Source organism: Arthrobacter sp. BB-1 (genome assembly GCF_006151685.1).
Taxonomy (GTDB): domain Bacteria; phylum Actinomycetota; class Actinomycetes; order Actinomycetales; family Micrococcaceae; genus Arthrobacter.
Window position 1 is genome coordinate 40,340 of record NZ_VDEV01000033.1, and the last position, 22,409, is coordinate 62,748.

The 22,409-nt window shown below is 64.8% G+C and carries 19 protein-coding genes; 9 read left to right on the top strand and 10 right to left on the bottom strand.

Annotated features, from left to right (window positions below):
* Positions 1-33 precede the first annotated feature (33 nt).
* Together FHJ30_RS17820 and FHJ30_RS17825 are read left to right on the top strand one after the other, a co-directional pair.
* Positions 34-1,158, top strand: coding sequence for a mandelate racemase/muconate lactonizing enzyme family protein (locus FHJ30_RS17820; protein WP_205677057.1), 1,125 nt, complete (start codon positions 34-36; stop codon positions 1,156-1,158).
* Positions 1,155-2,276, top strand: coding sequence for an amidohydrolase (locus FHJ30_RS17825; protein ID WP_171059122.1), 1,122 nt, complete (start codon positions 1,155-1,157; stop codon positions 2,274-2,276). The genes FHJ30_RS17820 and FHJ30_RS17825 overlap by 4 nt, the downstream gene beginning before the upstream one ends.
* A 172-nt stretch (positions 2,277-2,448) precedes the next feature.
* Here FHJ30_RS17825 and FHJ30_RS17830 read toward each other — a convergent pair whose 3' ends face one another.
* From FHJ30_RS17830 to FHJ30_RS17855, 6 genes are all read right to left on the bottom strand, one after another.
* Complete coding sequence (locus FHJ30_RS17830) at positions 2,449-3,789, bottom strand: NosD domain-containing protein (RefSeq protein ID WP_139030591.1); 1,341 nt, start codon at positions 3,787-3,789, stop codon at positions 2,449-2,451.
* 24 nt (positions 3,790-3,813) lie between these two features.
* The gene (locus FHJ30_RS17835) at positions 3,814-5,397 is read right to left on the bottom strand and encodes a glycoside hydrolase family 32 protein (RefSeq protein ID WP_139030592.1); all 1,584 of its coding nucleotides are present in this window, start codon (positions 5,395-5,397) and stop codon (positions 3,814-3,816) included.
* A gap of 36 nt (positions 5,398-5,433) precedes the next feature.
* Entirely contained in the window at positions 5,434-6,486 is a 1,053-nt protein-coding gene (locus FHJ30_RS17840; protein ID WP_139030593.1) for a LacI family DNA-binding transcriptional regulator, read from the bottom strand.
* A 70-nt stretch (positions 6,487-6,556) separates the two neighbouring features.
* Positions 6,557-7,507, bottom strand: a complete 951-nt coding sequence (locus tag FHJ30_RS17845; RefSeq protein WP_139030594.1) for a carbohydrate ABC transporter permease — start codon at positions 7,505-7,507, stop codon at positions 6,557-6,559.
* Positions 7,507-8,394, bottom strand: a complete 888-nt coding sequence (locus FHJ30_RS17850; protein WP_139030595.1) for a carbohydrate ABC transporter permease — start codon at positions 8,392-8,394, stop codon at positions 7,507-7,509. The genes FHJ30_RS17845 and FHJ30_RS17850 overlap by 1 nt, the downstream gene beginning before the upstream one ends.
* An 80-nt stretch (positions 8,395-8,474) precedes the next feature.
* On the bottom strand, positions 8,475-9,755 hold the full coding sequence (locus FHJ30_RS17855) for an ABC transporter substrate-binding protein (RefSeq protein WP_139030596.1): 1,281 nt from the start codon (positions 9,753-9,755) through the stop codon (positions 8,475-8,477).
* Between the two features lie 282 nt (positions 9,756-10,037).
* Between FHJ30_RS17855 and katG the strand changes: the two genes are divergently transcribed.
* Positions 10,038-12,332, top strand: a complete 2,295-nt coding sequence (gene katG, locus FHJ30_RS17860; RefSeq protein ID WP_139030597.1) for a catalase/peroxidase HPI — start codon at positions 10,038-10,040, stop codon at positions 12,330-12,332.
* Positions 12,333-12,404: 72 nt separating this feature from the next.
* Here the strand turns inward: katG and FHJ30_RS17865 are convergent, their stop codons facing one another.
* From FHJ30_RS17865 to hisD, 3 genes are read right to left on the bottom strand one after another with little or no spacing between them, the layout of a single operon-like run.
* Positions 12,405-13,370, bottom strand: a complete 966-nt coding sequence (locus FHJ30_RS17865) for a 3-hydroxyacyl-CoA dehydrogenase family protein (RefSeq protein ID WP_139030598.1) — start codon at positions 13,368-13,370, stop codon at positions 12,405-12,407.
* A 53-nt stretch (positions 13,371-13,423) separates the two neighbouring features.
* Entirely contained in the window at positions 13,424-14,170 is a 747-nt protein-coding gene (locus FHJ30_RS17870; RefSeq protein ID WP_139030599.1) for an SDR family NAD(P)-dependent oxidoreductase, read from the bottom strand.
* Positions 14,171-14,179: 9 nt separating this feature from the next.
* Positions 14,180-15,526 (bottom strand): histidinol dehydrogenase, encoded by a 1,347-nt coding sequence (hisD, locus tag FHJ30_RS17875; protein WP_139030600.1) that lies wholly within the window; start codon positions 15,524-15,526, stop codon positions 14,180-14,182.
* 205 nt (positions 15,527-15,731) lie between these two features.
* On the opposite strand from hisD, the gene FHJ30_RS17880 reads away from it, so the two are divergent.
* From FHJ30_RS17880 to FHJ30_RS17895, 4 genes are all read left to right on the top strand, one after another.
* Positions 15,732-17,084: an MFS transporter gene (locus tag FHJ30_RS17880; protein WP_205677058.1), complete on the top strand. Its 1,353-nt coding sequence runs from the start codon at positions 15,732-15,734 to the stop codon at positions 17,082-17,084.
* A gap of 140 nt (positions 17,085-17,224) precedes the next feature.
* Positions 17,225-18,214 carry a LacI family DNA-binding transcriptional regulator gene (locus FHJ30_RS17885; RefSeq protein ID WP_139030602.1) on the top strand — a complete coding sequence of 330 codons (990 nt, stop codon included), beginning with the start codon at positions 17,225-17,227 and terminating at the stop codon, positions 18,212-18,214.
* A gap of 11 nt (positions 18,215-18,225) precedes the next feature.
* The gene (locus FHJ30_RS17890; RefSeq protein WP_139030603.1) at positions 18,226-19,212 is read left to right on the top strand and encodes an aldo/keto reductase; all 987 of its coding nucleotides are present in this window, start codon (positions 18,226-18,228) and stop codon (positions 19,210-19,212) included.
* Between the two features lie 224 nt (positions 19,213-19,436).
* On the top strand, positions 19,437-20,612 hold the full coding sequence (locus FHJ30_RS17895; protein ID WP_139030604.1) for a serine hydrolase: 1,176 nt from the start codon (positions 19,437-19,439) through the stop codon (positions 20,610-20,612).
* Between the two features lie 21 nt (positions 20,613-20,633).
* On the opposite strand, the gene FHJ30_RS17900 is transcribed toward FHJ30_RS17895, so the two are convergent.
* Positions 20,634-21,293, bottom strand: coding sequence for a metalloregulator ArsR/SmtB family transcription factor (locus FHJ30_RS17900; RefSeq protein WP_139030605.1), 660 nt, complete (start codon positions 21,291-21,293; stop codon positions 20,634-20,636).
* An 88-nt stretch (positions 21,294-21,381) separates the two neighbouring features.
* Here FHJ30_RS17900 and FHJ30_RS17905 point away from each other — a divergent pair, with 88 nt between their 5' ends.
* On the top strand, positions 21,382-21,798 hold the full coding sequence (locus FHJ30_RS17905; RefSeq protein WP_139030606.1) for a hypothetical protein: 417 nt from the start codon (positions 21,382-21,384) through the stop codon (positions 21,796-21,798).
* 82 nt (positions 21,799-21,880) lie between these two features.
* The gene (locus tag FHJ30_RS17910) at positions 21,881-22,399 is read left to right on the top strand and encodes a GNAT family N-acetyltransferase (RefSeq protein WP_139030607.1); all 519 of its coding nucleotides are present in this window, start codon (positions 21,881-21,883) and stop codon (positions 22,397-22,399) included.
* Positions 22,400-22,409: the final 10 nt, after the last annotated feature.

Consider the following 22,409-nt stretch of genomic DNA (forward strand, 5'->3'; position numbering starts at 1 on the left):
CTGTCACCGCCGAACCGTCCCCCTCCTTGAACTGTGAGCCAAGCATTGAAGATCTCCCGCGCCACCATCACCCTTATCGACCTCCCGCTGCTGGAACCGTTCGTGGTTTCCTACGACAGCTACGCCTCCATGCCGAGCGTCATCCTCACCCTGGAGACCGACGACGGCCTGACCGGGTACGGCGAAAGCGTCCCGGACGGGCACATCACCGGAGAGACGCCCACCGGGACGGTTGAGGCACTGCGGACGGAACTGATTCCCGCAGTGCTGGGGCTTGACCCCCGCGACACCACAGCCGTCCACCAGCACCTCAACAAGGCGCTGAAAGGCTGCGGAGCCGCGAAGGCCGCCGTCGACATTGCCTGCTGGGACCTGGCCGGAAAGGCGGCCAACCGCCCCATCTACGGCCTGCTCGGCGGGCGCCGGCCCGAGCAGCCCACCATCGCCCGCGTCATGAGCATTCTTGCCCCGGAGATCCTGGCTGAACAGGCAGTCCAGGCGCGGAGCCAGGGTTACCGCCACCTCAAGATGAAGCTCGGCGGCGGCGACGGCCTGGATATTGAACGCGTCCGGGCTGTCCGCGCAGCAATCGGTACGGACCTCGCCATCCGGGTGGACGCAAACCAGGGGTGGGCCGATCCCGCAACGGCAAGAGAGATGATTGCAGCCTTGGAACCCTACAGAATCGACTGGGTGGAACAGCCGCTCCACGCGGACGATATCGACGGTTTCAAGCTGCTGCGCCAGGCCACCGGCGCCCGCCTCATGGCCGACGAATCAGTGGTGGACGCCGCCGACCTGGTCCGGTTTGTCCGGGACCGTTCGGTGGACATGGTCAACCTCAAGCTCATGAAGAGCGGCGGAATCACACCCTGCAACCGCCTGGCCACCCAAGCCGAACTCGGCGGCCTCAAGGTCCAGATCGGTTCCATGCTGGAAACCAGCATCGCCTCGGCCGCCGGATTCCACTTGGCCCTGTCCCATCCAAACATTGTGTCCACCGAGCTCTCCGGACCGGTGAAGTTCGCCCGGGAACCCGGAAACCTTCCCTACGTCCTGCCTGAAGTGCAGATCGGCGAGGGCCCGGGGCTGGGGGTAGACGTGGACCTCGATGTCCTGGCCGATCTAACTGTCAGTGAGTGCGGGGTCACTGCGTGATCAATGAGGCAGCGCGCCAACGTCTTCATGACATTTGGAACCACCTGCACGATCACCCGGAACCGAGCATGGAGGAGTTTGCCACCTCCGCGTACCTTGCCGGCCTGCTCGCGGAAGCGGGCCTCGAACCACGGAAATTTTCTGACTTTCCCGGTTTCACCGTGGATGCCGGGAAGGGAATTCCCAGGATAGGGCTCAGGGCTGACATGGATGCCCTGGTGCAGGAGGTGGACGGGAAACGGATTGCCGTGCATTCGTGCGGCCATGATGCCAACATGGCGATAGTCGCTTCCGTCATGCTCGAACTTGCGGAGCAGCCGGAGCCGGTCAACGGAGCCGTCCGTGCCATCTTCCAACCCGCGGAGGAGGCGGGCAACGGGGCGGAACTGGTGGCGTCACTTGGTGTCGCGGACGGGCTTGAGTATCTCTTTGGCGTGCACCTGCGCCCGCAGCAGGAACTCCCCGCTCCCTGCATGGCACCCGCTATCTCCCACGGGGCCTGCCTCTTCGCCAGCGGCACCATCACAGGTGAGGACCACCACGGGGCACGGCCCCACCTCGGGGCGAACGCCGTCGAACTTGCGCTTGAAATCTCGGCAGGGCTGCAGCGCATCAAGGTCGATCCGCAAATCCCGAGTTCCGGGAAAATGACGATGCTGCACGCCGGCGGAAGCAACCTCAACGTCATCCCCGGCAGCGGATGCTTCGGGGTAGACCTGCGCGCCCAAACCAACGAAGCCATGGCCACGCTGCGGACGGGGCTGGTGGAGGTGTGCCGATCGGTGGCGGCGAACAGCGGGGCGGAGATCCGCCTCGACTTCCGGGATGAGGTGCCTGCTGCAGTGATAGGGCAAAAGGCCGAGGACGTCCTGGCTTCGTCGGTCACGGCGACATTAGGCAGGGAGCACCTGCGTCCCAGGATCGTCACGTCCGGCTCGGACGACTTCCACTTCTACACCCGGCGGAACCCTGCGCTTCAGGCGGCCATGCTGGCCGTCGGGGCCAACGTCCAACCCGGACTCCACCACCCGGCCATGACGTTCGACGGCGGCGCGATGGAACGCGCCGTGGATGTCCTTCTGGCGTCCTGCCGGCAGTTGCTGGCCCGGAGCGGATAGAAGGCAGGTCGAGTCATGCGGGGAGGTGATTGGGCCTGCCGGGAAGGGCGGCTAAAGCCAAGCACGCACATGACTTGATTCTCTGGAACATGCTGAACAAGAAATAGCAGTCAGCGCGCAGAAGGGCGATCGGATACACCGGCCGCCCTTCTACGGCAAGTGCATGTGCAGCCTAGGAACCCACCGTGGGTGTGGCCCTGACAGCATTAACAGCCCTGTCTGCGGCAACCTGTGCGTCGCTTCCTGAATCCAGGATCGTGTTCCGTACTGACCCGGCATCGACCATCACGGCCGTAACGCGGAGGACATCCGAGGCTTCAGTGGTCAACAGGGCGTCCACCTGGGCGGAGAAGCACGATTCGCTCGATTTGGCGTGGACGTCCATCGCCACCACATGGTTGTTGGAGACGAAGTTGCCCGCTCCCGCCCTTAGCCGAATGATGACGGGCGTCGCGCCGGCCGGCCGGATGCCCTGCGAGTCGATGACATCAGAGAAGTGGTTGCCGATGACGGAGTTGTTGCTGCCGCTCACGGAGAGCAATCCGTGGAGGTCGTCCAGTCCGTTGTCCACTCCCACGAAGGGCGTCCAGGGCTCGTGGTCCCGCAGGAAGTGGTTCGTTGCCACAAGGTTTTCCGAACTGTTGCCCTCGAGAACCAGCATCCCGGGGTAGAAGGAATGCAAACGGTTACTGGTGACGCTTGAACGCGTGACGCCGTTGAAATGGACGCTGCTTGCACCACGGGGAAAGACGTTGTTGGCCGTGACCAGGAGCCCGCCATGGTTCTCGGCGTAGATCGAGTGGCCTTTGGGCCCTGCTCCGATCAGGTTGTCGGTGATCTTGGATGCCTGTCCCCACCCCCGCAACTCGATGCAGCTTCCGCATTCGGCGATGAAGTTGTCGTGAATCGAAAGCGCGTCCGCGTTGTGGATGGTGAGGGCATTTTCGAGGTAAACAAAGCCCATGCCATTGACGCGGAAGGAGTCGTTGGCGCTGGCGACATAGATGCCGGTCTTGCCGTTGACGTAGGTGTTCTCGGCAGGCAGCCCCGAGCCGTCCGGGGTGAAGTGCAGCCCGTCGATGCAGAAGTTGGAGAACTCCACCGAGCTGATCCGCGGGCTCCCGCTTCGTTCAATGTAGAAGGCGGCGCCCTTGGATTCCTCCCCGTCGCCGGAGGCCGGAAGGTCAACGATAATCCGGCTCCCGCCGGGCCACAGCTCATGCAGGTCCGGCCATTCGTCCTCGGGAACGTTGAACCGGATGCTCGACGACGTAAACCCGTGTCCTGAGCCCTCGATGCGAAGGAAGCTGACGTCGATCACCACCTGCGTGCGGAGGTGGTAGTCCCCCGGCGGAAGGTAGATCACCGCGCCCGGCTTTCCGCCATTGTTCACATCATTGGCGTTCTGCCGTTCCTTGATGTCGGCAATGATGCTGTTGATCACTTCGCCGACGTCCTTGGACGGATTGCCCACGGGCCACGTCGTCACGTCGTAGTAGTTGTTGCTTGGCATGGGTTCTTCCCGGTCGAGTTGCGGTTATTTGAGTGTTGAGACGGCGAGTTTCAGGATTGTTGCTGGGCCTCCCGCGGCCGACAGCCAGTTCTCCTGGTTTCCGGCCCCGGGGAAGACGAGGTCCGTGAGGACCACCTTGCCGCCCTGCGCGAAGACCTCCACCGAGCAGTGGTCGACGACGATCTGCAGCTTGAGCACGCCGTCTTCCAGTGCCAGCGGGGCTGACTCCACCGAGGAAAACTTCTTGTGGAATCCGGTGTCGCCTGACCGCGTGCGGTCCAGGACGAGTTGGGCAGTGGCGGTGTTGTAGCTCAGGACAGTCCCCGCGGTTCCTTCATCGTTACCAAGGAGCCGGAAGGCCACGTGGTCGGCGCTCCCGGCCAGGATCTCCGCCTCGATGACCTGGGCGCTGCCGGGTACCGCATCCGGCAACCGGAAAGCTGAATTCCGCAGCTCAAGGGTGCCTGCGTTCATCTGCTCCGCAGCAGCAGGCACGTTCTCTCCTCCGGAGGGCTGGGCAAGCACCGGCTTCTGGACCAGACGCGCGGAGCAGTCCACTGCCGTGAGCCGCAGTTCGCGGGCGAGGGTCATCGAGGACCGCCAAGGCGCGGTGGGCAGTTCATTGGCGTAGTCCCAGTTGTTCATCCAGCCGATGATGATGCGCCGGCCGTCGGGGGCATTGCTGAAGGACACGGAGGCGTAGCAATCACGGCCCCAGTCCAGCCACAGGCAGTGCTGCAGGGCTCCAGCGACTGCGGCGGGCTCACCGCCGGCACTGACCCCTGCAGGCGCCACAACTGAACCGGCGTCCGGAGCGAAGCGGACGCCGTCGAACGTCCCTACAAAGTACTGGCCGCCGGAACCTCCGGCGACGGCACCGGGGTTGACGTTCACGATCAGTACCCATCTGACGTTCTCCGGGTCCCCGTCCACCGCCAGGGGAAACAGGTCCGGGCACTCCCATTCGCCCTGGTCCGCGTTGGCCGGGCCGAAGTCGCTCAGGAAGTCCCAGGATTTCAGGTCGTCCGAGCGGTAGAACACCACCTTCTGGTGCTGCGCCTCGACGGCGACCATGATCCAGCAGGCGCCCTGGTCCCCCTGGTACTTGAAGACTTTGGGATCGCGGAAATGCGCGGAGTTCCGGGTGAGGACGGGGTTTCCGCCGTATTTGCGCCAGGTCATTCCCGCATCTGTGCTGTACGCCAGGGACTGGGCCTGCGTGCCGTGGTGTTCGGACGCCGCCTTGTAGGCACTGGTATAGATGGCTACGAGGGCCGGTTCGTCCGCAGTGCCGAATCCGGCCGTGTTGCCGTGGTCCACAACGACGCTTCCCGAGAAGATGTCCTCTGCCTCGTCACAGGCAATGGCAACAGGGTGTTCCGACCAATGCAGCAGATCGGCCGAGGTGGCGTGGCCCCAGGACATGTTGCCCCAGACGTTGCCGTACGGGTTGTTCTGGAAGAAGAGGTGGTACATCCCGTTATGGAACACCAGGCCGTTGGGGTCGTTCAGCCAGGTGTCCCTTGCCGTGAAGTGGATGGCCGGCCGGAACCTGGAGGTTTCCGCCGGAGGTGTTTCCGGGCGTGCGGCATCAAGGCAACTGGACATGTCTGGCGTTCCTTAGGGAGTGGAGGGGGCTGGCTGCTAATGCCGGGGAGCCGCGATGGAATCGCGGCGGACCAGCGGACAGCCCAGAATGGTCGGGTGGAGTGCCATGAGGGAAAGGTCGGTTTTCCCCTCAACGGCGTCAATCAGGTGCTCAGTGGCCCAGGCACCCATCTCGTAGTGGGGCAGGGCAACAGTGGTGAGGCCCGGGTGAAGGTTGGCGGCGATCAGTTCCTGGTCATCGAAACCGACGACCGAAAGGTCAGCGGGGATGCTGAGCCCTAGTTCGGCAGCGGCGCGGTAGGCTCCCATCGCCATCCGGTCGTTGTAGCAGAACAAGGCCGTAGGCATATCGGCGCGGTCGCTGCGGGACAGCATCCGCCGGGCAGCCTCGTAGCCGCCCTGCACCTCGGACGGCTCAGACTCCACAGGCGCCGCGTCGCCGTCGAGCCCTGCTTCGTTCAGCGTTGCCCGGAAGGCCCGCAGCCGCTGGGTGGTTGCGGGCACGTCGTCGGTGTTGTTGAGGAACCCCACCCGGGTGTGGCCCGCTTCGAGGAGCGCCCCCACGGCGGCGCGCGCACCACCTTCCTCGTCCGGAATCACGGCAGTGATGTTTCCGCCGATGGCCACCGAGTCCACCAGGACAGAGGGCACGCTGCCGAGGTTGGCCGGCAGCTCCACGTTGCGGTGGTACATGGTGGCGTAGAGGATGCCGTCCACCCGGCGCTCCAGGAGGGCCTCGACGTCAGCCTGCCGGGATTCGAGGCTCGCCGAGCCGGAGGTGTTGATGATCATGAGTCCGTATCCGCGGGCTTTGGCGGCCTCGTCAGCGCCGAGGATGATCCGGCCGGCGTGCGGCGTGGTGGCGATATCCTCGCTCACCAAGCCCAGCATGCCGGTCCGTTGGGTGCGGAGGGCCTGGGCGAGGCGGTTGGGACCATAACCCAGTTGCTCCGCCACGGACCGGACCTTGTTCCGGGTCTCGGAACTGATCCGGGCGTATGAAACATCGTTGAGCACGTGGGAGACGGTTGTCACTGAGACCCCAGCGGCGACGGCCACATCCTTGATGCCGATGTTCTTGTTGCTCATCTGTCTCCCACGTCCTTATGGTTGGTGATGCCCCTGGGGGTTACCAGTAGGCTACTCTCGTTGCTGGCGCCTAGCCCTTGACGGCGCCGAGCGTCATCCCTGCCACGATCTTGCGCTGCAAGAGGAGGGTCAGGATGATGACCGGGATCGAGTAGACGGCGGCCAGTGCCGTCATGGATCCCCAGTCCAGGCCGAACTGGGTCTGGAAGTTCGCAATCACCACGGGCGTCGTCTGGGACCGGATGGCGGTCATCAGGAGGGCGAAGAGGAACTCGTTCCAGGACGCCAGGAAGGCGAAGATCGCGGTGACGGCTATGCCGCCTGAAACCACCGGGATCACCACTCGCCACAGGGCTCCGAGCCTGCTGCAGCCATCCACGGTCGCAGCTTCCTCCAGGTCCTTCGGCACCGCTTCGAAGAAGCTGGACATCAGCCAGATCGAGAGCGGCAGCGAGATGGTGGTGTGGGCGATGGACAGTGCAATCGGCGTATCGGACAGTCCCATGGATGCCATCATCGAGGCCAGCGGAATCCCGATCGCCACGGGCGGCACCATGCGGGTAACCAGGGCGGCCATGATGAAGATCCGGCCGCTGAGGGTCTTGTACCTGGTGATGCCGTAGGCCGCCGGCACTGCCAGCACCAGCGAAAGCACGGTGCTGATGATGGCCGTCTGGATGCTGTTGATGAAGGAGGCCGCGACTCCGTTGCGGCCCAGCGCGTTGGTGTAGTTCTCCAGCGTCCATTCCCGGGGCAGGATGGTGGGCGGCACCGCGATGGTATCGATCGGCGTCTTGAAGGAAGTGAAGAGCAGGTACAGGAACGGGAAACCGTAGAGCACCATGGCAACTGCCAAGAGGATCCACAGCAGCGTCCTGGTGCTCCGCCGGCCCGCTTCCAGGCCTTCGCGGTTGACGCCTCGGCGCTTGCGGGGAGGGACGACGGCGGGCGGCACGGAAGGTGCCGCGGCCGCGCCAGGCCGCGTCCCGCCGTCGTACGTTGTCTTTTCTGCGACGCGCATCAGCTGTCCTTTCCTGGCCGCCAGATGGTGGACACCGCAACAAACGCGACGGCGAGCATGGCCAGCAGGTAGAGGGTGCCCATGGCGCTTGCCAGGCCGGGATCGCCGAAGCGGATCATGGTGCGGTAGATCAGCAGGCTCATGGTTTCCGAGGCGGACTGCGGGCCGCCATTGGTCTGGATAAGGATGGTGTCAAAGGCCCGGGCGGCATCAATGCCGCGGACCACCAGCGCGACGGCGATGACCGGGCGCAGGAGGGGCAGGATGATGCGGAACAGCAGGGCCGGCGCACGGGCACCGTCCAGGCGTGCGGCCTCGATCAGGTCCCCCGGGATGTTCTGCAGCCCGGCGAAGAGCACCAGGCACATAAACGAGGTGGTCAGCCAGATGTCCGGAATGGCCACGGAATAGAGGACAATTCCCGGGTCCGAGAGCCAGCCGACCTGGTTGGGGTTGGACAGGATGCCGGCCTGGTGCAGGAGGGTCCCGATGAGGCCGAAGTTGTCGATCATCAGGAACTTCCAGAGGAGGCCCGCCACGATCGGCGCGATCATCAGGGGATACATAAACACCGTACGCCAGATCTGGGAGCTTTTTCCCAGGGTGGTGAAGAGCAGCGCCATGCCCAGGCCAAGGGCGAATTCGAGCGTGACCACGATCAGGGTGTAGGCCAGGGTCCGCCAGCCGGCACCTGTGAAGGCTTCCGAGGCGAAGGCCCGGAAATAGTTATCCAAGCCCACGAAGTCGCGGGGACCGCCTGCGATCGGTGAGATCTTGAAGAAGCTGTCCGCCACCAGGCGGAACAGCGGGAAGGCGACAAATACTGCCAGGAACAGCGCCGCTGGTGCCATCAGGAACAATGCGAAGCGGCGATCGGAGATACGCACGGTTTTCTCTTCCGCTGGTAGGGGCCGCGGCCGGCACCGGAGGTGCAATGCCTCACCGGCTGGTGCCGGCCACGGAGGTGCTACTTGATGAGGTCCTCGATCTGCTTCTTGGCCTCAGTGAGGAGGGTGGCGGAGTCACCGCCGGCCACGGCTTTTTGCAGCATGGGGACCAGGACGGTATCCACGATCTGCTGCCACTTTTCGGTAGCCGGCCGGGTGGCGGTGGCCTTGCCGTTGAGGGTCTCGATCAGTGGCCCGAAGCTCTCATAGCCTTCCTTGTCCTGGTACTTCTCGAATGCCGAAATCCGGGACGCCAGGCCCAGGCTGGATTCAATGCCCAGGCCGTTGTGGTCATAGGCGCACTGGACGAATTTCTTAGCCGCCTCCGTGTTCTTGGTGGCCTTCGGGACCGTGAGGTACCACGGGCCGGGGACGCCACCGATGCCGGCGGATCCGGCGACCATGGGAGCGGTGCCCACCTTGCCGGCCACCGGGGAGTCCTTGGGGATCTGCCGGTACGCGTGGGCCCAGAAGCGGGTCATGGCGGTCTTGCCCTGGTTGAACAGGTTCTGGGCGGCGGCCCAGTCAACCTGTGCGGCGCCTGGTGGAGCTGACTTGGTGAGGCTGACGTAGAAGTCCAGGGCTTCCTTGTGCGCGGCGTTGTCGACGACCACGTTGTTGTTGTCGTCCAGGATCATGGGTGAGCCTGCCTGAAGGACGTGGGCCAGCCACTCGGTTTCCACGCCGCCCTTGACGTCCGTGCCGTACATACCGTTCCTCGTAAAGAACTCGGAAATGTCCTGGTACTGCTTCCACGTGGTGGGCGCGGCGAGTTCGTAGCCGTACTTGGCCTGGAAGTCCGCCTTGTTCTTGGCGTCCTCGAACAGGTCCTTGCGGTAGAGGATGATCTCTGCGTTGGTCCAGGCGGGCAGGCCTATGAAGTGCCCGTCCACGTTCGCTTCCTTGACGAGGGAGGGGAAGATGTCCTTCTTGGCCTCGGCCGTGAAGATTTCGTCGATCGGCTGCAGGGCGTCCTTGAAGCTTGGCAGCCACACGGAGTCCAGTGCGGCGACGTCGAACGAGACGTTGCCGGACGAGAATTCGCTGGAGAGGCGGTTGAACATGCCGTCGTAAGGCAGTTCGACGAAGTTCACGTCGACTCCGGCGTCCTTTTTGCATTGCTCGGCGACGCCGGTCAGTTCCGCGTGGCCGCCGGCCTCGACCAGGACGTTGACGGTGCTGGTGCCGGCGCTACCCGTGGTGGACGGGCCCCCTGCGCCGCACGCTGTTGCGGCCAGTGCGACGGCGGTGCAGATGCCGCCGATGGTGGCGAACCTTGTGATGGTCTTTCGAGTGGACATCGCTGTCGACTCACTTTCTCTCGAACGGAAATGGCGAGACGGTCGGGGTGAAAAATCGTTTTGCTAAAACGACTTGGCCCAAAGATATGATGGCCGCTGCAAGGTGTCAAGCATCACATTCCGAGGCGCGACGCCCCCTCCTGTGCCCCGGCACCAAGGGCAAGGGCCATCACGGGCAGCCCTAGGGCGAGCCTCTACGGGCACTCCGCACGTGGTTACATAGGAGGGTTGAACCGGCCGCCCGAGTCCGCTCCACGGCCTCGGCCACATGGAAGGAAGCAGATGACCGATCCCCAGGAACACCCCCCGGTCCCCACGCCCGGAAGCGCCCAAGGCCTGGACTTCAAGGTTGCAGGCGGATGCCCGGTGGACCACGGCAGCGTGACGTCGCACGGCAGCGAGAGCGAAAACCCGGCCATCGATTCGCCGCAGCCCAAGGGGCACCGGCCCCGGACCGTTGCTGACTGGTGGCCCAACCAGCTGGACCTCTCCGTGCTCCACGCCAACCACCCGAAGGGCAACCCGCTTGGCCCCGGCTTCAGCTACCGGGAAGAGTTCCAGAAGCTCGACGTCGAGGCCCTCAAGCAGGACATCACCGAGGTCCTCACCACCTCCCAGGACTGGTGGCCCGCGGACTTCGGCCACTATGGCGGCCTGATGATCCGCCTGAGCTGGCACGCAGCCGGCACCTACCGCGTCCACGACGGCCGCGGCGGTGCAGGCGACGGCAGCCAGCGGTTCGCGCCGCTGAACAGCTGGCCGGACAACGCCAACCTGGACAAGGCCCGGCGGCTGCTGTGGCCGGTCAAGCAGAAGTACGGCCAGAAGCTTTCCTGGGCAGACCTGCTGGTCCTGGCCGGCAATGTGGCCCTCGAGTCCATGGGCTTCAAGACGTTCGGCTTCGCCTTCGGCCGCGAGGACGTGTGGGAGCCCGAGGAGATCTTCTGGGGCCCGGAAGACACCTGGCTCGGCGACGAACGCTACATCGGCGAAGGCCAGATGTCGGAGGAGGTCGGTTCCACGGAAATGGGCCTGATCTACGTCAACCCCGAGGGGCCGATGGGCAACCCCGATCCCAAGCTCGCCGCGGCGTTCATCCGCGAGACGTTCAAGCGGATGGCGATGAATGACGAAGAGACTTTCGCGCTGATCGCTGGCGGCCACACGTTCGGCAAGACCCATGGCGCGGGCCCCGCGGATGCGCACGTGGGCCCCGAGCCGGAGGGCGCGGACCTTGAGGCGCAGGGCCTTGGCTGGCTCAGCACCTACGGCAGCGGCAAGGGCGGCGACACCATCACCTCCGGCCTCGAAGTCACCTGGACGGACCGGCCCACCCAGTGGAGCAAGCGCTTCCTGGAGATCCTGTTCGAATACGAGTGGGAACTGGTCAAGAGCCCCGGCGGCGCGCACCAGTGGGTCGCCAAGGATGCCCCGGAAATCATCCCGGACGCGCACGATCCCAACAAGAAGCACCGCCCCACCATGCTGACCACGGACCTGTCGCTGCGCTTCGACCCGGCCTATGAGGCGATCGGGCGGCGCTTCCTGGAGAACCCGGACGAGTTCCAGCTCGCCTTCGCCAAGGCCTGGTACAAGCTGCTGCACCGCGACATGGGACCCGTGGGCCCTCACATGCTGGGGCCGTGGGTCCCGGAGGCCCAGCTCTGGCAGGATCCGGTTCCGGAAGTCGACCACGAGCTGATCGGCGAGGAGGACATCGCCGCACTGAAGGCCCAGCTCCTGGACTCCGGCCTGACCGTCCCGCAGCTTGCGGGCACGGCGTGGGCCGCGGCGTCCACCTTCCGCAAGACCGACAGGCGTGGCGGCGCCAACGGTGCGCGGATCCGGCTGGAGCCGCAGCGGAGCTGGGAGGTCAACGAACCTGAGCAGCTGACGACGGCGGTGCAGGCGATTGAGCGCGTGCAGCAGCAGTTCAACGCGGCCCAGGCCAACGGCAAGAAGGTCTCGCTCGCGGACCTGATCGTCCTCGGCGGCTCCGCGGCCGTCGAGAAGGCCGCGCAGGATGCCGGCTTCGCCGTCACTGTGCCGTTCCGTCCGGGACGCACCGACGCCACCCAGGAGCAGACCGACGTCGACTCCTTCCGGTACCTGCAGCCGCGGGCGGACGGGTTCCGCAACTACGTGCGCCCCGGGGAGAAGCTCCAGCCCGAGACGCTCCTGCTGGACAAGGCCTACCTGCTGGACCTTTCCGCGCCGGAGATGACAGCGCTGGTGGGCGGCATGCGCGCCCTCGGCACGAACACGGGGGGTGCCGCCCACGGCGTCCTCACTGACAAGCCGGGTGTCCTGACAAACGACTTCTTCGTCAACCTGCTCTCCCCCGGCACCAAGTGGAAGGCGTCCGAGAACGAGGAGAACGTCTATGAGATCACGGACGTCGCCACCGGCGAACTGAAGTGGACCGCCACACCCGTTGACCTGGTGTTCGGCTCCAACTCCCAGCTCCGCGCCCTGTCCGAGGTCTACGCGAGCCAGGACGGCAAGGAGAAGTTCGTCAACGACTTCGTGGCCGCCTGGGTGAAAGTCATGGAGCTTGACCGCTTCGATCTGAAGTAACCCCCGCGTATTGACGTGTCAGGCCCGGCTGCAGTTGCAGCCGGGCCTGACCTTCGTCGCAAGGGGCGTCGCCTACAGCCCCGGCGCGTGGCCAAGCTCCGCACGCAGCTGCGAAAGCCGGGCGTAGGCGTTGTCCCGGTACGCGAGGAGGGCATCCTTTTGTGCGGGATCGATGTCCAGGAAGCCGTGTCCGCTCTTGAGCCCGATGTTGCCTTCTCTAACGGTGGCGGCAAGGGCCTCCGGGGCGGCAAACCGTTCACCGTATGCCTTCTCAAGGGTGCGGTATGCGGATTCATACACGTCCAGCCCCGCCATGTCGCCGATGGCGAAGGGGCCGAACAGGGCCAGGCGGAATCCGAACGTGTTGCTCACCACCGCGTCGATCTGGTCCGGCGTAGCCACGCCCTCTTCAACAATCCGGGCAGCTTCCTTGTACAGCGCGAACTGAAGCCTGTTCGCCACGAACCCCGGAGTGTCCGCCACCCTGGCCGGTGTCTTGCCCAGGCTGCGGATGAGCTCCTCGGCACGGTCGAGGACGGACGGGTCGGTGTCCTCGCCGGGGATGAGTTCGACGCCGGGGATGAACGGGGCGGGATTCATCCAGTGGACGCCCAGGAACCGCTCCGGGCCGGTCACGGACGCGGCCAGTTCACTGATGGGGATGGCGGAGGTGTTCGTTCCGATAATCGCGTGGGACGGCGCGGCGGCCGACACCCTCCGGAGGATCGCGGCTTTCAGGTCCGGCTTTTCCGGGACTGCTTCAGCGATGTAGTCCGCAGCCGCGACGGCTTCCTCGATGCTTGCGGCCGCCACGAGGTTCCCCTCGATGGTTTTCGCGGCGCCCTCGGGCAGGAGCCTCTGGGCCTCAAATCCCTTGGCCTGCTGCACAAGCCGCATGCGGGCACTTTCTGCTGTTTCGCCGTCGACGTCTCCCAGCATGACTTTGTAGCCGTGCAGGGCCAGCACCTGGGCAATTCCGCCGCCCATGTATCCGGACCCGACGACGGCGGCGGTTGAAATGGTGTCTTTGATGGTCATGAACGTGCTCCTCGGAAATGTTTTCTGGGGCGGCGGAACGCAGGGTGGGCCCGTCAGCGGATGGTGTAGCCGCCGTCGATGGCCAAAGTGTGTCCCGTGATCAGTGAAGCGGCATCGCTGAGGAGGAACGCCACAGCCCCGGCGATGTCCTCGGGTTCGCCGAAGCGGCCGATGGGGATCCTGGACAACAGCTCGGCGGCCCAGTCGGGGCGGCTGAGGGTTGAAGCGGTCAGTTCCGTGCGTACGAAGGTGGGTGCCACGGCGTTGACCCGGATTCCGGACCGGGCCCATTCCAGGGCCAGGATCTTGGTGAGGTGGATCAGGCCGGCCTTGCTGGTGCCGTAGGCGGCGCGTTCCTCGATTCCGACGATTCCTGCCTGCGATGCGACATTGACGACCGCCCCCTGGGTTCCGGCCTTTATCCACTGCCGGGCGAGCGCGGTGGTCAGGAAAAAGCTGCCTTTGAGATTGGTGTCAAAGACGGTGTCCCAGTCTTCCACCGTCAGTTCGAGCGCGGGTTTGGGCACGTTGACGCCGGCGTTGTTGACGAGCAGGTCGATGCCGCCGCTTTCCTGCATCAGGTCCTCGGCGAATTGAAGTATTTGGGTGGGTTCCGTGATGTCAACGGGAAAGGCGGGGGTCCCGTAGCGTTCGGTGATGAGGCGTGCGCTTTCGGCATCCCGGCTGGTTCCGTAGACAGTCGCGCCGGACTCGGCAAGGCCATCGGCGATGGCCTTGCCGAGTCCGCGGGCTGCTCCGGTGACCAGTGCTTTCTTGCCGTCCAGGCGGAAGTCAGGCACCGGTTATTCCTAGTTGTCGAAGGTGTGGTCCGACCAGGGCAGGGTGGTGCCGCGGTACTTCGCCGCACGGACGTCGCCGGACCGCGCATGCCCTTCGAACCGTTCCACGCGGGAAGCGCGTCCGCAGAGCTCGCCGAAGAAGGCGCTGGATTCGGTGTTGGTCACTTCCTGGTAGGTGACGGTGCGCAGGTACTTGCCGACCCAGAGGCCGCCCGTGTAGCGCGCAGCGCCGCGGGTGGGCAGCACATGGTTGGTGCCGATGACCTTGTCTCCGTAGGAGACGCAGGTTCCTTCGCCCAGGAACAGTGCGCCGTAGTCGTGCATCTTCTCCAGCGCTTCACGGGGGTTCTCGGTGAGGATCTGTACGTGCTCGTAGGCGTACTCGTCCGCCAGGACATAGGCGTCGTCGAGGGTTTCAACAACGTGGACTGCGCCCCAGTCGCGCCATGCCGCACCTGCGTAGTCCCGCGTGGGCATGTCCACCAGGATCGTGTCGATGTGCTCGATGACCTTCCGGCCCAGTTCTTCGCTGGTGGTGATCAGGACTGCGGGTGAATCGGGGCCGTGTTCCGCCTGGGAGAGCAGGTCGACGGCGACGATGAACGGGTCTGCGTGCTCGTCGGCAACAATCAGGACTTCGGTGGGCCCGGCGAAGAGGTCGATGCCGACTTCGCCGAAGAGCTGGCGCTTGGCTTCTGCGACGAAGGCGTTGCCCGGTCCGGCCAGCATGTTGACCGGCTTGATGGTCTCGGTTCCGATGGCGAGGGCCGCGACAGCCTGGATGCCGCCGAGGAGGTAGATCTCGTCGGCGCCGGCCAGGTACATGGCGGCGACAGTGGCGTCGGGGACTTCGCCCTGGATCAGAGGGGTGCAGGCAGCCACGCGTTCGACGCCGGCAACCTTGGCAGTGACGATGGTCATGTGCGCGCTTGCCAGCAGCGGGTACTTTCCGCCGGGAATGTAGGCACCGGCAGCCTGGATGGGTACGTTCTTCTGGCCGAGGAACACGCCCGGGAGGGTTTCGATTTCGAAGTCGCTGAGCGACTCGAGCTGCTTCTGCGCCATGACCCGGACCTGTTCCTGGACAAACTTGATGTCCTCGATGGTCTGCTCGGGAACGCGGGCCACGATTTCCTCCAGCTGCTCCTTGGTGAGCAGGAAGGACTCGGGGGCGTACTTGTCGAACTTCTCGGAGTATTCGCGAACTGCCGCGTCGCCGCGTTCCCGGATGTCCGCGATAACGCCTTCCACTGTGGCGCGAACCTCGGGGGTGCTGCCGCGGTTAACGCTGTTCTGGGCCGGCTCTTTCAACAACACGGAGTTCACGGCCGAGCTGGTTGCTGTTGTAACGGTCATGAGCAATACCTTCCATCTTCATCGATGGGCGACTTATGGAGCGCCCCGGACCAGGCCAGCTGGCCTGCATGTTGAAAGAGTGTATACGTATACATTTTTCACCGCAAGACGTTGTATCTGGCGAATGTTTACGTATACACTCCTTGTCACGAGGTAGCTGATGTGGCTGCCGTCACTGTCCGGTCGAAGACAAAGGAGTCTCATAGTGAGCACCCCCACGACAACCGCAGCGCCACCCGTTATTGATCCGAAGATGCGCCGCAAGGCCCTGGTTTCATCAGTCCTGGGCAGCTGCATCGAGTGGTACGACTTTTACGTTTACGGCGTCGCCGCCGCCATCATCCTGAACAGCCAGTTCTTCCCCAACGCGAGCCCCTTCGTGGGCATCCTGCTCTCCTTCAGCACCTACGCCATCGGCTTCGCTGCCCGCCCCATCGGCGGCTTCGTTTTCGCCCACTATGGTGACCGCCTGGGCCGGAAAAAGATGCTCATGATGACCCTGGGCCTGATGGGCGGCGGCACCTTCCTCATTGGCTGCCTGCCCAACTTCGCCACCATCGGCATCGCCGCACCGATCCTGCTGGTGCTCCTGCGGATCGTCCAGGGCATCGGCGTCGGAGGCGAATGGGGCGGAGCGGCGCTCATGGCCACCGAATTCGCTCCGGCGAAGCGCCGGGGCTTCTTTGGCTCCTGGCCGCAGATCGGCGTGCCCGCAGGAACCCTGCTGGCCAACGGAGCCTTCTACGTCATGGGTTACCTGATCTCACCGGAGGCCTTTACGGCGTGGGGATGGCGCATCCCGTTCCTCGTATCGATCCTGCTGGTAGTGCTCTCCTTCTACATCCGCAGCAAGGTGGACGAATCCCCCGCGTTTGAGGAAATCAAGCGCAAGGGCGAGATCGAGAAGATGCCGGTGGTCAAGGTCATCAAGACCCGGCCGCTGACCATCCTCAAGGTCATCATGATGCGCTTCGCCGAAAACGCGAACTACTACATCTACACAACCTTCCTGCTCGCCTACGGTCCCGCGGTTCTGCTGGAAAAGAACACCATCCTGCTGGCAACCATGATCATGGCCGGCCTGGGCGTCTTCTCCATCCCGTTCTGGGGCTGGGTGTCAGACCGCTGGGGCCGCCGCTACACGGTCATCGCCGGCGCCGTCACGATGCTCCTCATGGCGTTCCCCTTCTTCTGGGCCGTCCAGACCGGTGACTTCTTTATGGTCCTGCTCGTCCTGATCCTGACCTGCAACGTGGGCCGCGACCTCTGCTACTCCGTGGAACCGGCCTACTTCACCGAACTCTTCGAGCCCAAGCTCCGCTACTCGGGGGCATCAGTCGGTCCGCAGGTGGCAGCCGTCTTCGCCGGCGGATTCGCTCCGCTGATCGCCACCGCGCTGATCGGTCCGGAGTTCGACCGCTACTGGCTGGTCGCCCTGTACATGATTGTCACGTCGATCATCACCATTATTGGCGCTCTCTGGTCACCTGAAACCGCACCCCAGGTGCGGCTCCGGAAGGGGCTCAGCCCAGAGCACGATCCCACAACAACCCGCTAGCCACTGCCCCAGCACCCTCCGGCACCCGGCACCGAGCCGGATGCCGGAGGGTACCGGCAGCCGTGATTGGCTAGTCTGAAAGCCCGCACAATGGCGGAAACCCGCATTAAGGCCGCCAAGAAGGAAAGAGGACGGATCAGATGGTGACGAGCCGCGACGTCGCAGAACTGGCCGGGGTCTCGCAGGCCACCGTCTCACGGGTCATGTCCTCGTCCCCGAAACTCTCCGCTGCCACCAAGGCCCGCGTGCAGGCGGCCATGGAAACCCTGGGCTACGTCCCCCACGCGGGGGCCCAGGCCATGAAAACCAGGCGCACCAACACCATCGGTGTTGTTGTTGCAGACCTGAACAACCCCTTCTACTCGGAGGCCCTCGACGAGCTCACCCGCGAACTCGATACGTCCGGCTTCAGGGTGGTCATCTGGAACGCCGGCGGCGGCAGCCAAAAGGATGCCCTGAAGGCCATCAGGGAACACGCCGTGGACGGCGTCATCTTCACAACCGCCACCGAGGACTCAATCGAGCTGCAGGCGGCCATCGAAAAGAACAGCCCCATCGTCCTGATCAACCGGGTGGTGGAAGGCCTTGACTGCGACCAGGTCACCAGCAGCAACACCGACGGCGGCGCCGCCGTGGCCGACTACCTGCTGGCCCACGGCAAAACACGGGTGGCTTTCATCGGCGGACCGGAAAACGCGAGCACCACCCGTGACCGTGGGCGGGGCTTCTTGAACAGGATGGCCGACCAGGGGCAGGCTGTACCCGAACACCTCCGCTTCAACGGCCAGTTTTCCCACGACATCGCGGCACAAATCATGAACAGGCTGCTCTCACGGTCCGACCGTCCCCAGGCCGTGTTTTGCGCCAACGACCTCATGGCCTTCGGCGCCCTGGACGCCCTGCGCGCCCAGCAGATGACGGCGGAGCACTGCTGGGTCATCGGCTACGACGACGTCGACATGGCGGCTTGGGATTCCTTCAGCCTCACCACCGTCCGCCAGCCAAGCCGGGAGATGGCGCGCATTGGGGCCCGAATGCTGGTCGAACGGATTCTCACCCCCGGCCAGCCAACACGTCAGGTAGTTTTTCCCTGCGAACTGATTGTCCGCGGAAGCGCACGGCAACTTTGAGGACCAGTGCAATGAACCACGACGACGGGCAGTTACGGGATCAGCTTGGCCGCCTTGGCTTTGGGGGCACCGGTGTAGGAAACCTGTACCGGGCCATCCCCGACGGGCAGGCGGCTGCAACAATCCAGGCAGCCTGGGATGCCGGCATCCGCTACTTCGATACGGCACCCCACTATGGGCTCGGCCTGTCCGAACGGCGCATCGGCGAAGTCCTCGCCGCCAAACCGCGCCAGGAGTTCGTCCTCTCCACCAAAGTGGGCAGGGTCCTGGTGCCTTCACCGGCAACAACGGACACAAAGGATCCGGAGGGCTTCGACGTGCCGGCTGACTTCCGCCGTGAATGGGATCCGTCCGAAGCAGGAGTGCGCCGCAGCATCGAGGATTCCCTGGAACGGCTGGGCCTCGACTACATCGACATCGCCTACCTGCACGACCCCGACGTCTACAGCATGGACGACGCCGTGGAGTCGGCCCTTCCCGCCTTGGAGAAGGTCCGGGGCGAAGGCCTGGTGCGGGCCATCGGCGTCGGCACCAACACCGCGGGCGCGGCGCTCCAGTGCGTCGAAGCAGCGGACCTGGACTTCCTCATGCTGGCAGGCAGGTTCACCATGCTGGAACAGCCGGGCTCGGACGGGCGCCCCGGCGCAGGACTGCTGGACCGCTGCCTCGAGCTGGGCACCGGGGTGGTGAGCGTCGGCGTCTACAACTCCGGCATCCTCGCGAAACCCGAACTGCCAGCGGATGCGCACTACAACTACGCACAGGCCAGCGAGGAAGTCCTGGGACGGGCCCGGATGCTGGCAGGCATCTGTAAGGAGCACGGCGTCGAGCTTCCCACCGCCGCCATCCAGTACCCCTTCCGCCATCCCGCCGTCGTCAATGTCACCGTCGGGGCCAGCAGGCCCGAGCAGATCCGCCAGAGCGCCGAACGCATGGCCGCCAAGGTCCCGGAAAAACTGTGGCAGGACCTGCGGGAACGGGGACTGATCAGGGTATGAGGTTCTCGGCCCGGTACCGGTCAAACTTTTCGTAATCCGGGACGCTCGGAGCCTGCGGCCGGTCCCCTTGCCACAAGCCACGGCATCGGGTGAATATTCCTCGACCCGCTGCCACGCCGCTTCTAGACTTAAAGCGCTGGGACTACTGCGCCGGGGGACCCTTGACCGGGGGCGGCGCGGCGGCGGCCCGTCCCTTAGACCCTGGCATCCCATCAGGCGGCGTCATGCGAACGTCCTCCAGGTCCTTTCTCGGTGCACTGTCCGCGGCCGCGCTGGCGCTCGGGGCGTGCACCTACTCGGAACCGGCTCCCGCGCCGGCCTCCTTTGGCACCGCTCCCCCGCCCACCAGGTCCATCGACAACACCATGCGCGCATTCGTGGACCAGGGCTCCGTGGCCGTGGTGGCGGAAGTCCGGTGGCCGGGAGGGACGTGGTCCCGTGCCTACGGCGTCCGCAACCTGGAGTCCAAAGTGGCCGCGACGCCGGATGACCAGGTTTTCGTCGCCAGCATCACCAAGTCCATGACCGCCGTCTCCGTGATGAAACTCGTGGAAGACGGCCTGATCGGCCTGGACGATCCCGTCAACGGAATACTGGACAGCTTCGCCACGGTCCTGAAACCGCCTGCCCCCATCACTGTCCGCCAACTTCTGGGTCACACCTCGGGCATGCGCTCCTTCGAAGAAGTCACCGAGAAAACGGCCGACGACGTCCTGCAGGTTATTGAGGAAGACATCAGTCCCCAGCGGGGACTTGAGCTGACCGGGCAGCTGCCCTGGGACACGCGGGACGTGGGCTCTTTCCGGTATTCCAACTCAAACTACCTGGCGCTTGGCCAGCTCGTGGAGAAGCTGCGGGGACGGCCGTTTGCGGAGGTCCTGCGTGGGGACGTCATCGACCCGCTGAAACTGGAGCGCACCACCCTTGATCCGGCCGCAGCTGCCGGTGCCGCCGTGATCCGCAGCTACATTACCTACCGTGGTGAACGCCTGGACGTGACGGAAGCGCCCGGAGCACTTGGGTCGGCCGCCTCCGGAGCGATGTCCACGATGTCCGACGTCAATGACTTCTATGGCGCCTTGTTCCGCGGAGAGCTCCTTGCCAAGGAATCCGTGGAGGAGATGACCCGGGCCGAGGCCATCCCCCTGTACGGACTGGGGCTGCGGAGGTGGAACCAGCACTGCGACGGCGTTCACCGGTTCGGCGGCACGGGCGGGTACTGGACCTACCGAACGGCCTCCGTCGCAAGCCTCGACGGCCAGTACCAGGCCACCATGACCCTTGTCCCGCCCCCGATGCCTACCGCCCTCGAAGATCCCAAAACTGACGACAAATTGAACCTCTGGGATGACCAGATGGCGTCCGCCCTGCAGGAGACCCTGGACCGCCTCTGCCCATAGGCTGCTGCCGAACAATGCTCGTCAGGGAGTGATCCTGGCGCAGCACTGCCCCGGGCTGCTATTGGCCGCCACCCGTTCCTCCGGCTCGCCGCAGCCGGCAGCCGCCCCGCTGAGGAAGGCCCCGTTCATGGCACAGACGACGGCGGGGTGCCCCTCCGAGAGGCGGTGGAAGGGGCAGTTGGGCAGCGAAAAGCCGCCGCTGCCATCCGCGCGCGGGCCGTAGCCGAGGGCGACAAGAAAGTCCTCAAAACCACCGCTGTCCTGGGCCAGCGCCTTGCCCCTGGCGTAGGCGGTGGCCAGGAGGGCATCACGCACCGGCTGGTTGGCGTCCGCGGCAACCTCAATGGCCGTTGCCATGAGTTCCCCGGCGAGGTCGTAGTTCCGGTCCGGCACGGAGGCGCCCACTTCACGGGCAGCCGCACGGTACAGCTTCGAGGGGCGCCCCGACCCCGGCCCGGACCTTTCCGCCGGCTTGTGGAACTCCACGGCCAACAGCCCGTCCGCCACCAGCCTGTCCAGATGGAATGACACCGTGCTCCGGGGAAGGCCTGTCGCTTCGGCAGCCTGGTCCCGGTTCATCGCGCCAGGGGCGGACAGCACAAGCTCGTACAGCTGCCGGCGCTTCTCGTCCCCCAGGGAAGCAAGTGCCGCCAGCCGGCGCGCCCACGGAAGCCTGGTCATGCTCCTACCTCTTTCTAAAACAATGTCTCTTGTTTAAATCTACGGCACTTTCTAAAATAACAGAACCTACTTTTAGAAGGAGCTCATCATGACAACAAAAGCAGCCAACACGCCGGTGCAGGCCAAGGACCGGCCGGGGGAACACCAGGCCTTCCTGCTGCTCCGTACGGTCTTCACGGTTGCGCCCATCGTTTTTGGGCTGGACAAGTTCTTCAACCTGCTCGTCGACTGGACGATGTACCTCGCCCCGGTGGCCACGTCCGTCGTGCCGCTGCCCGCCCAGACCATCATGTACGTGGTGGGGGTGGTCGAGGTGATCGCCGGCATTGCCGTGGCTGTGCGGCCGCGGTTCGGCTCACTGCTTGTGGCCGTCTGGCTTCTCGGCATCATCATTAACCTCCTGGTCCTCGGCGGCTTCTACGATGTGGCGCTGAGGGACTTCGGGCTCCTCGTCGGCGCACTGGCCTTGAACCGGCTCTCCCCGGGGACAGGCATCTTCAGGTGACCCTGCAGGGGTGACACGGGTGGGCCTTCAGGCCCGCCCGCGCAGGAACCCGTGGCTCGGAACCTTCGAATACGATCGTGTGATGGCCACCCTGACCACTCCCGACGTACGTTTCCACTCCTCCTGGCTGGATGCGGCCGCCGAATTCGACGGAGCCCGCCAGGACGGTGCGGGTGCAGACGGCTGGCCGCTGGAGGAACTCAGGGATCCGCAGTTTTTCGGCCGCTTCGTCGATTGGCTCGTGAAGGACGCCCTCCCGGAGAGCCCGCGGAAGCCCGGGTACGTCCCCTGCACCTATTTGTGGATCATTGAGGGCGAGACGTTCCTTGGCTCGCTGGCCATCCGGCACGAACTGACCGACTTCCTCCTCAACGAGGGCGGGCACATCGGCTACAGCGTCCGGCCCTCCGCGCGGCGCCGCGGCCATGCAGCCAGGGCGCTGGCTGAAGCCCTGCCGATAGCCCGGGAACTGGGAATCCAAAGGGTCCTCCTCACCTGCGATGAGGACAACGCAGGCTCCCGTGCCACCATCGAAAGAAACGGCGGCATCTACCAGGACACCCGCAACGGCAAGCGCCGCTACTGGATCGACACCGCGTAGCCAGCCCTTC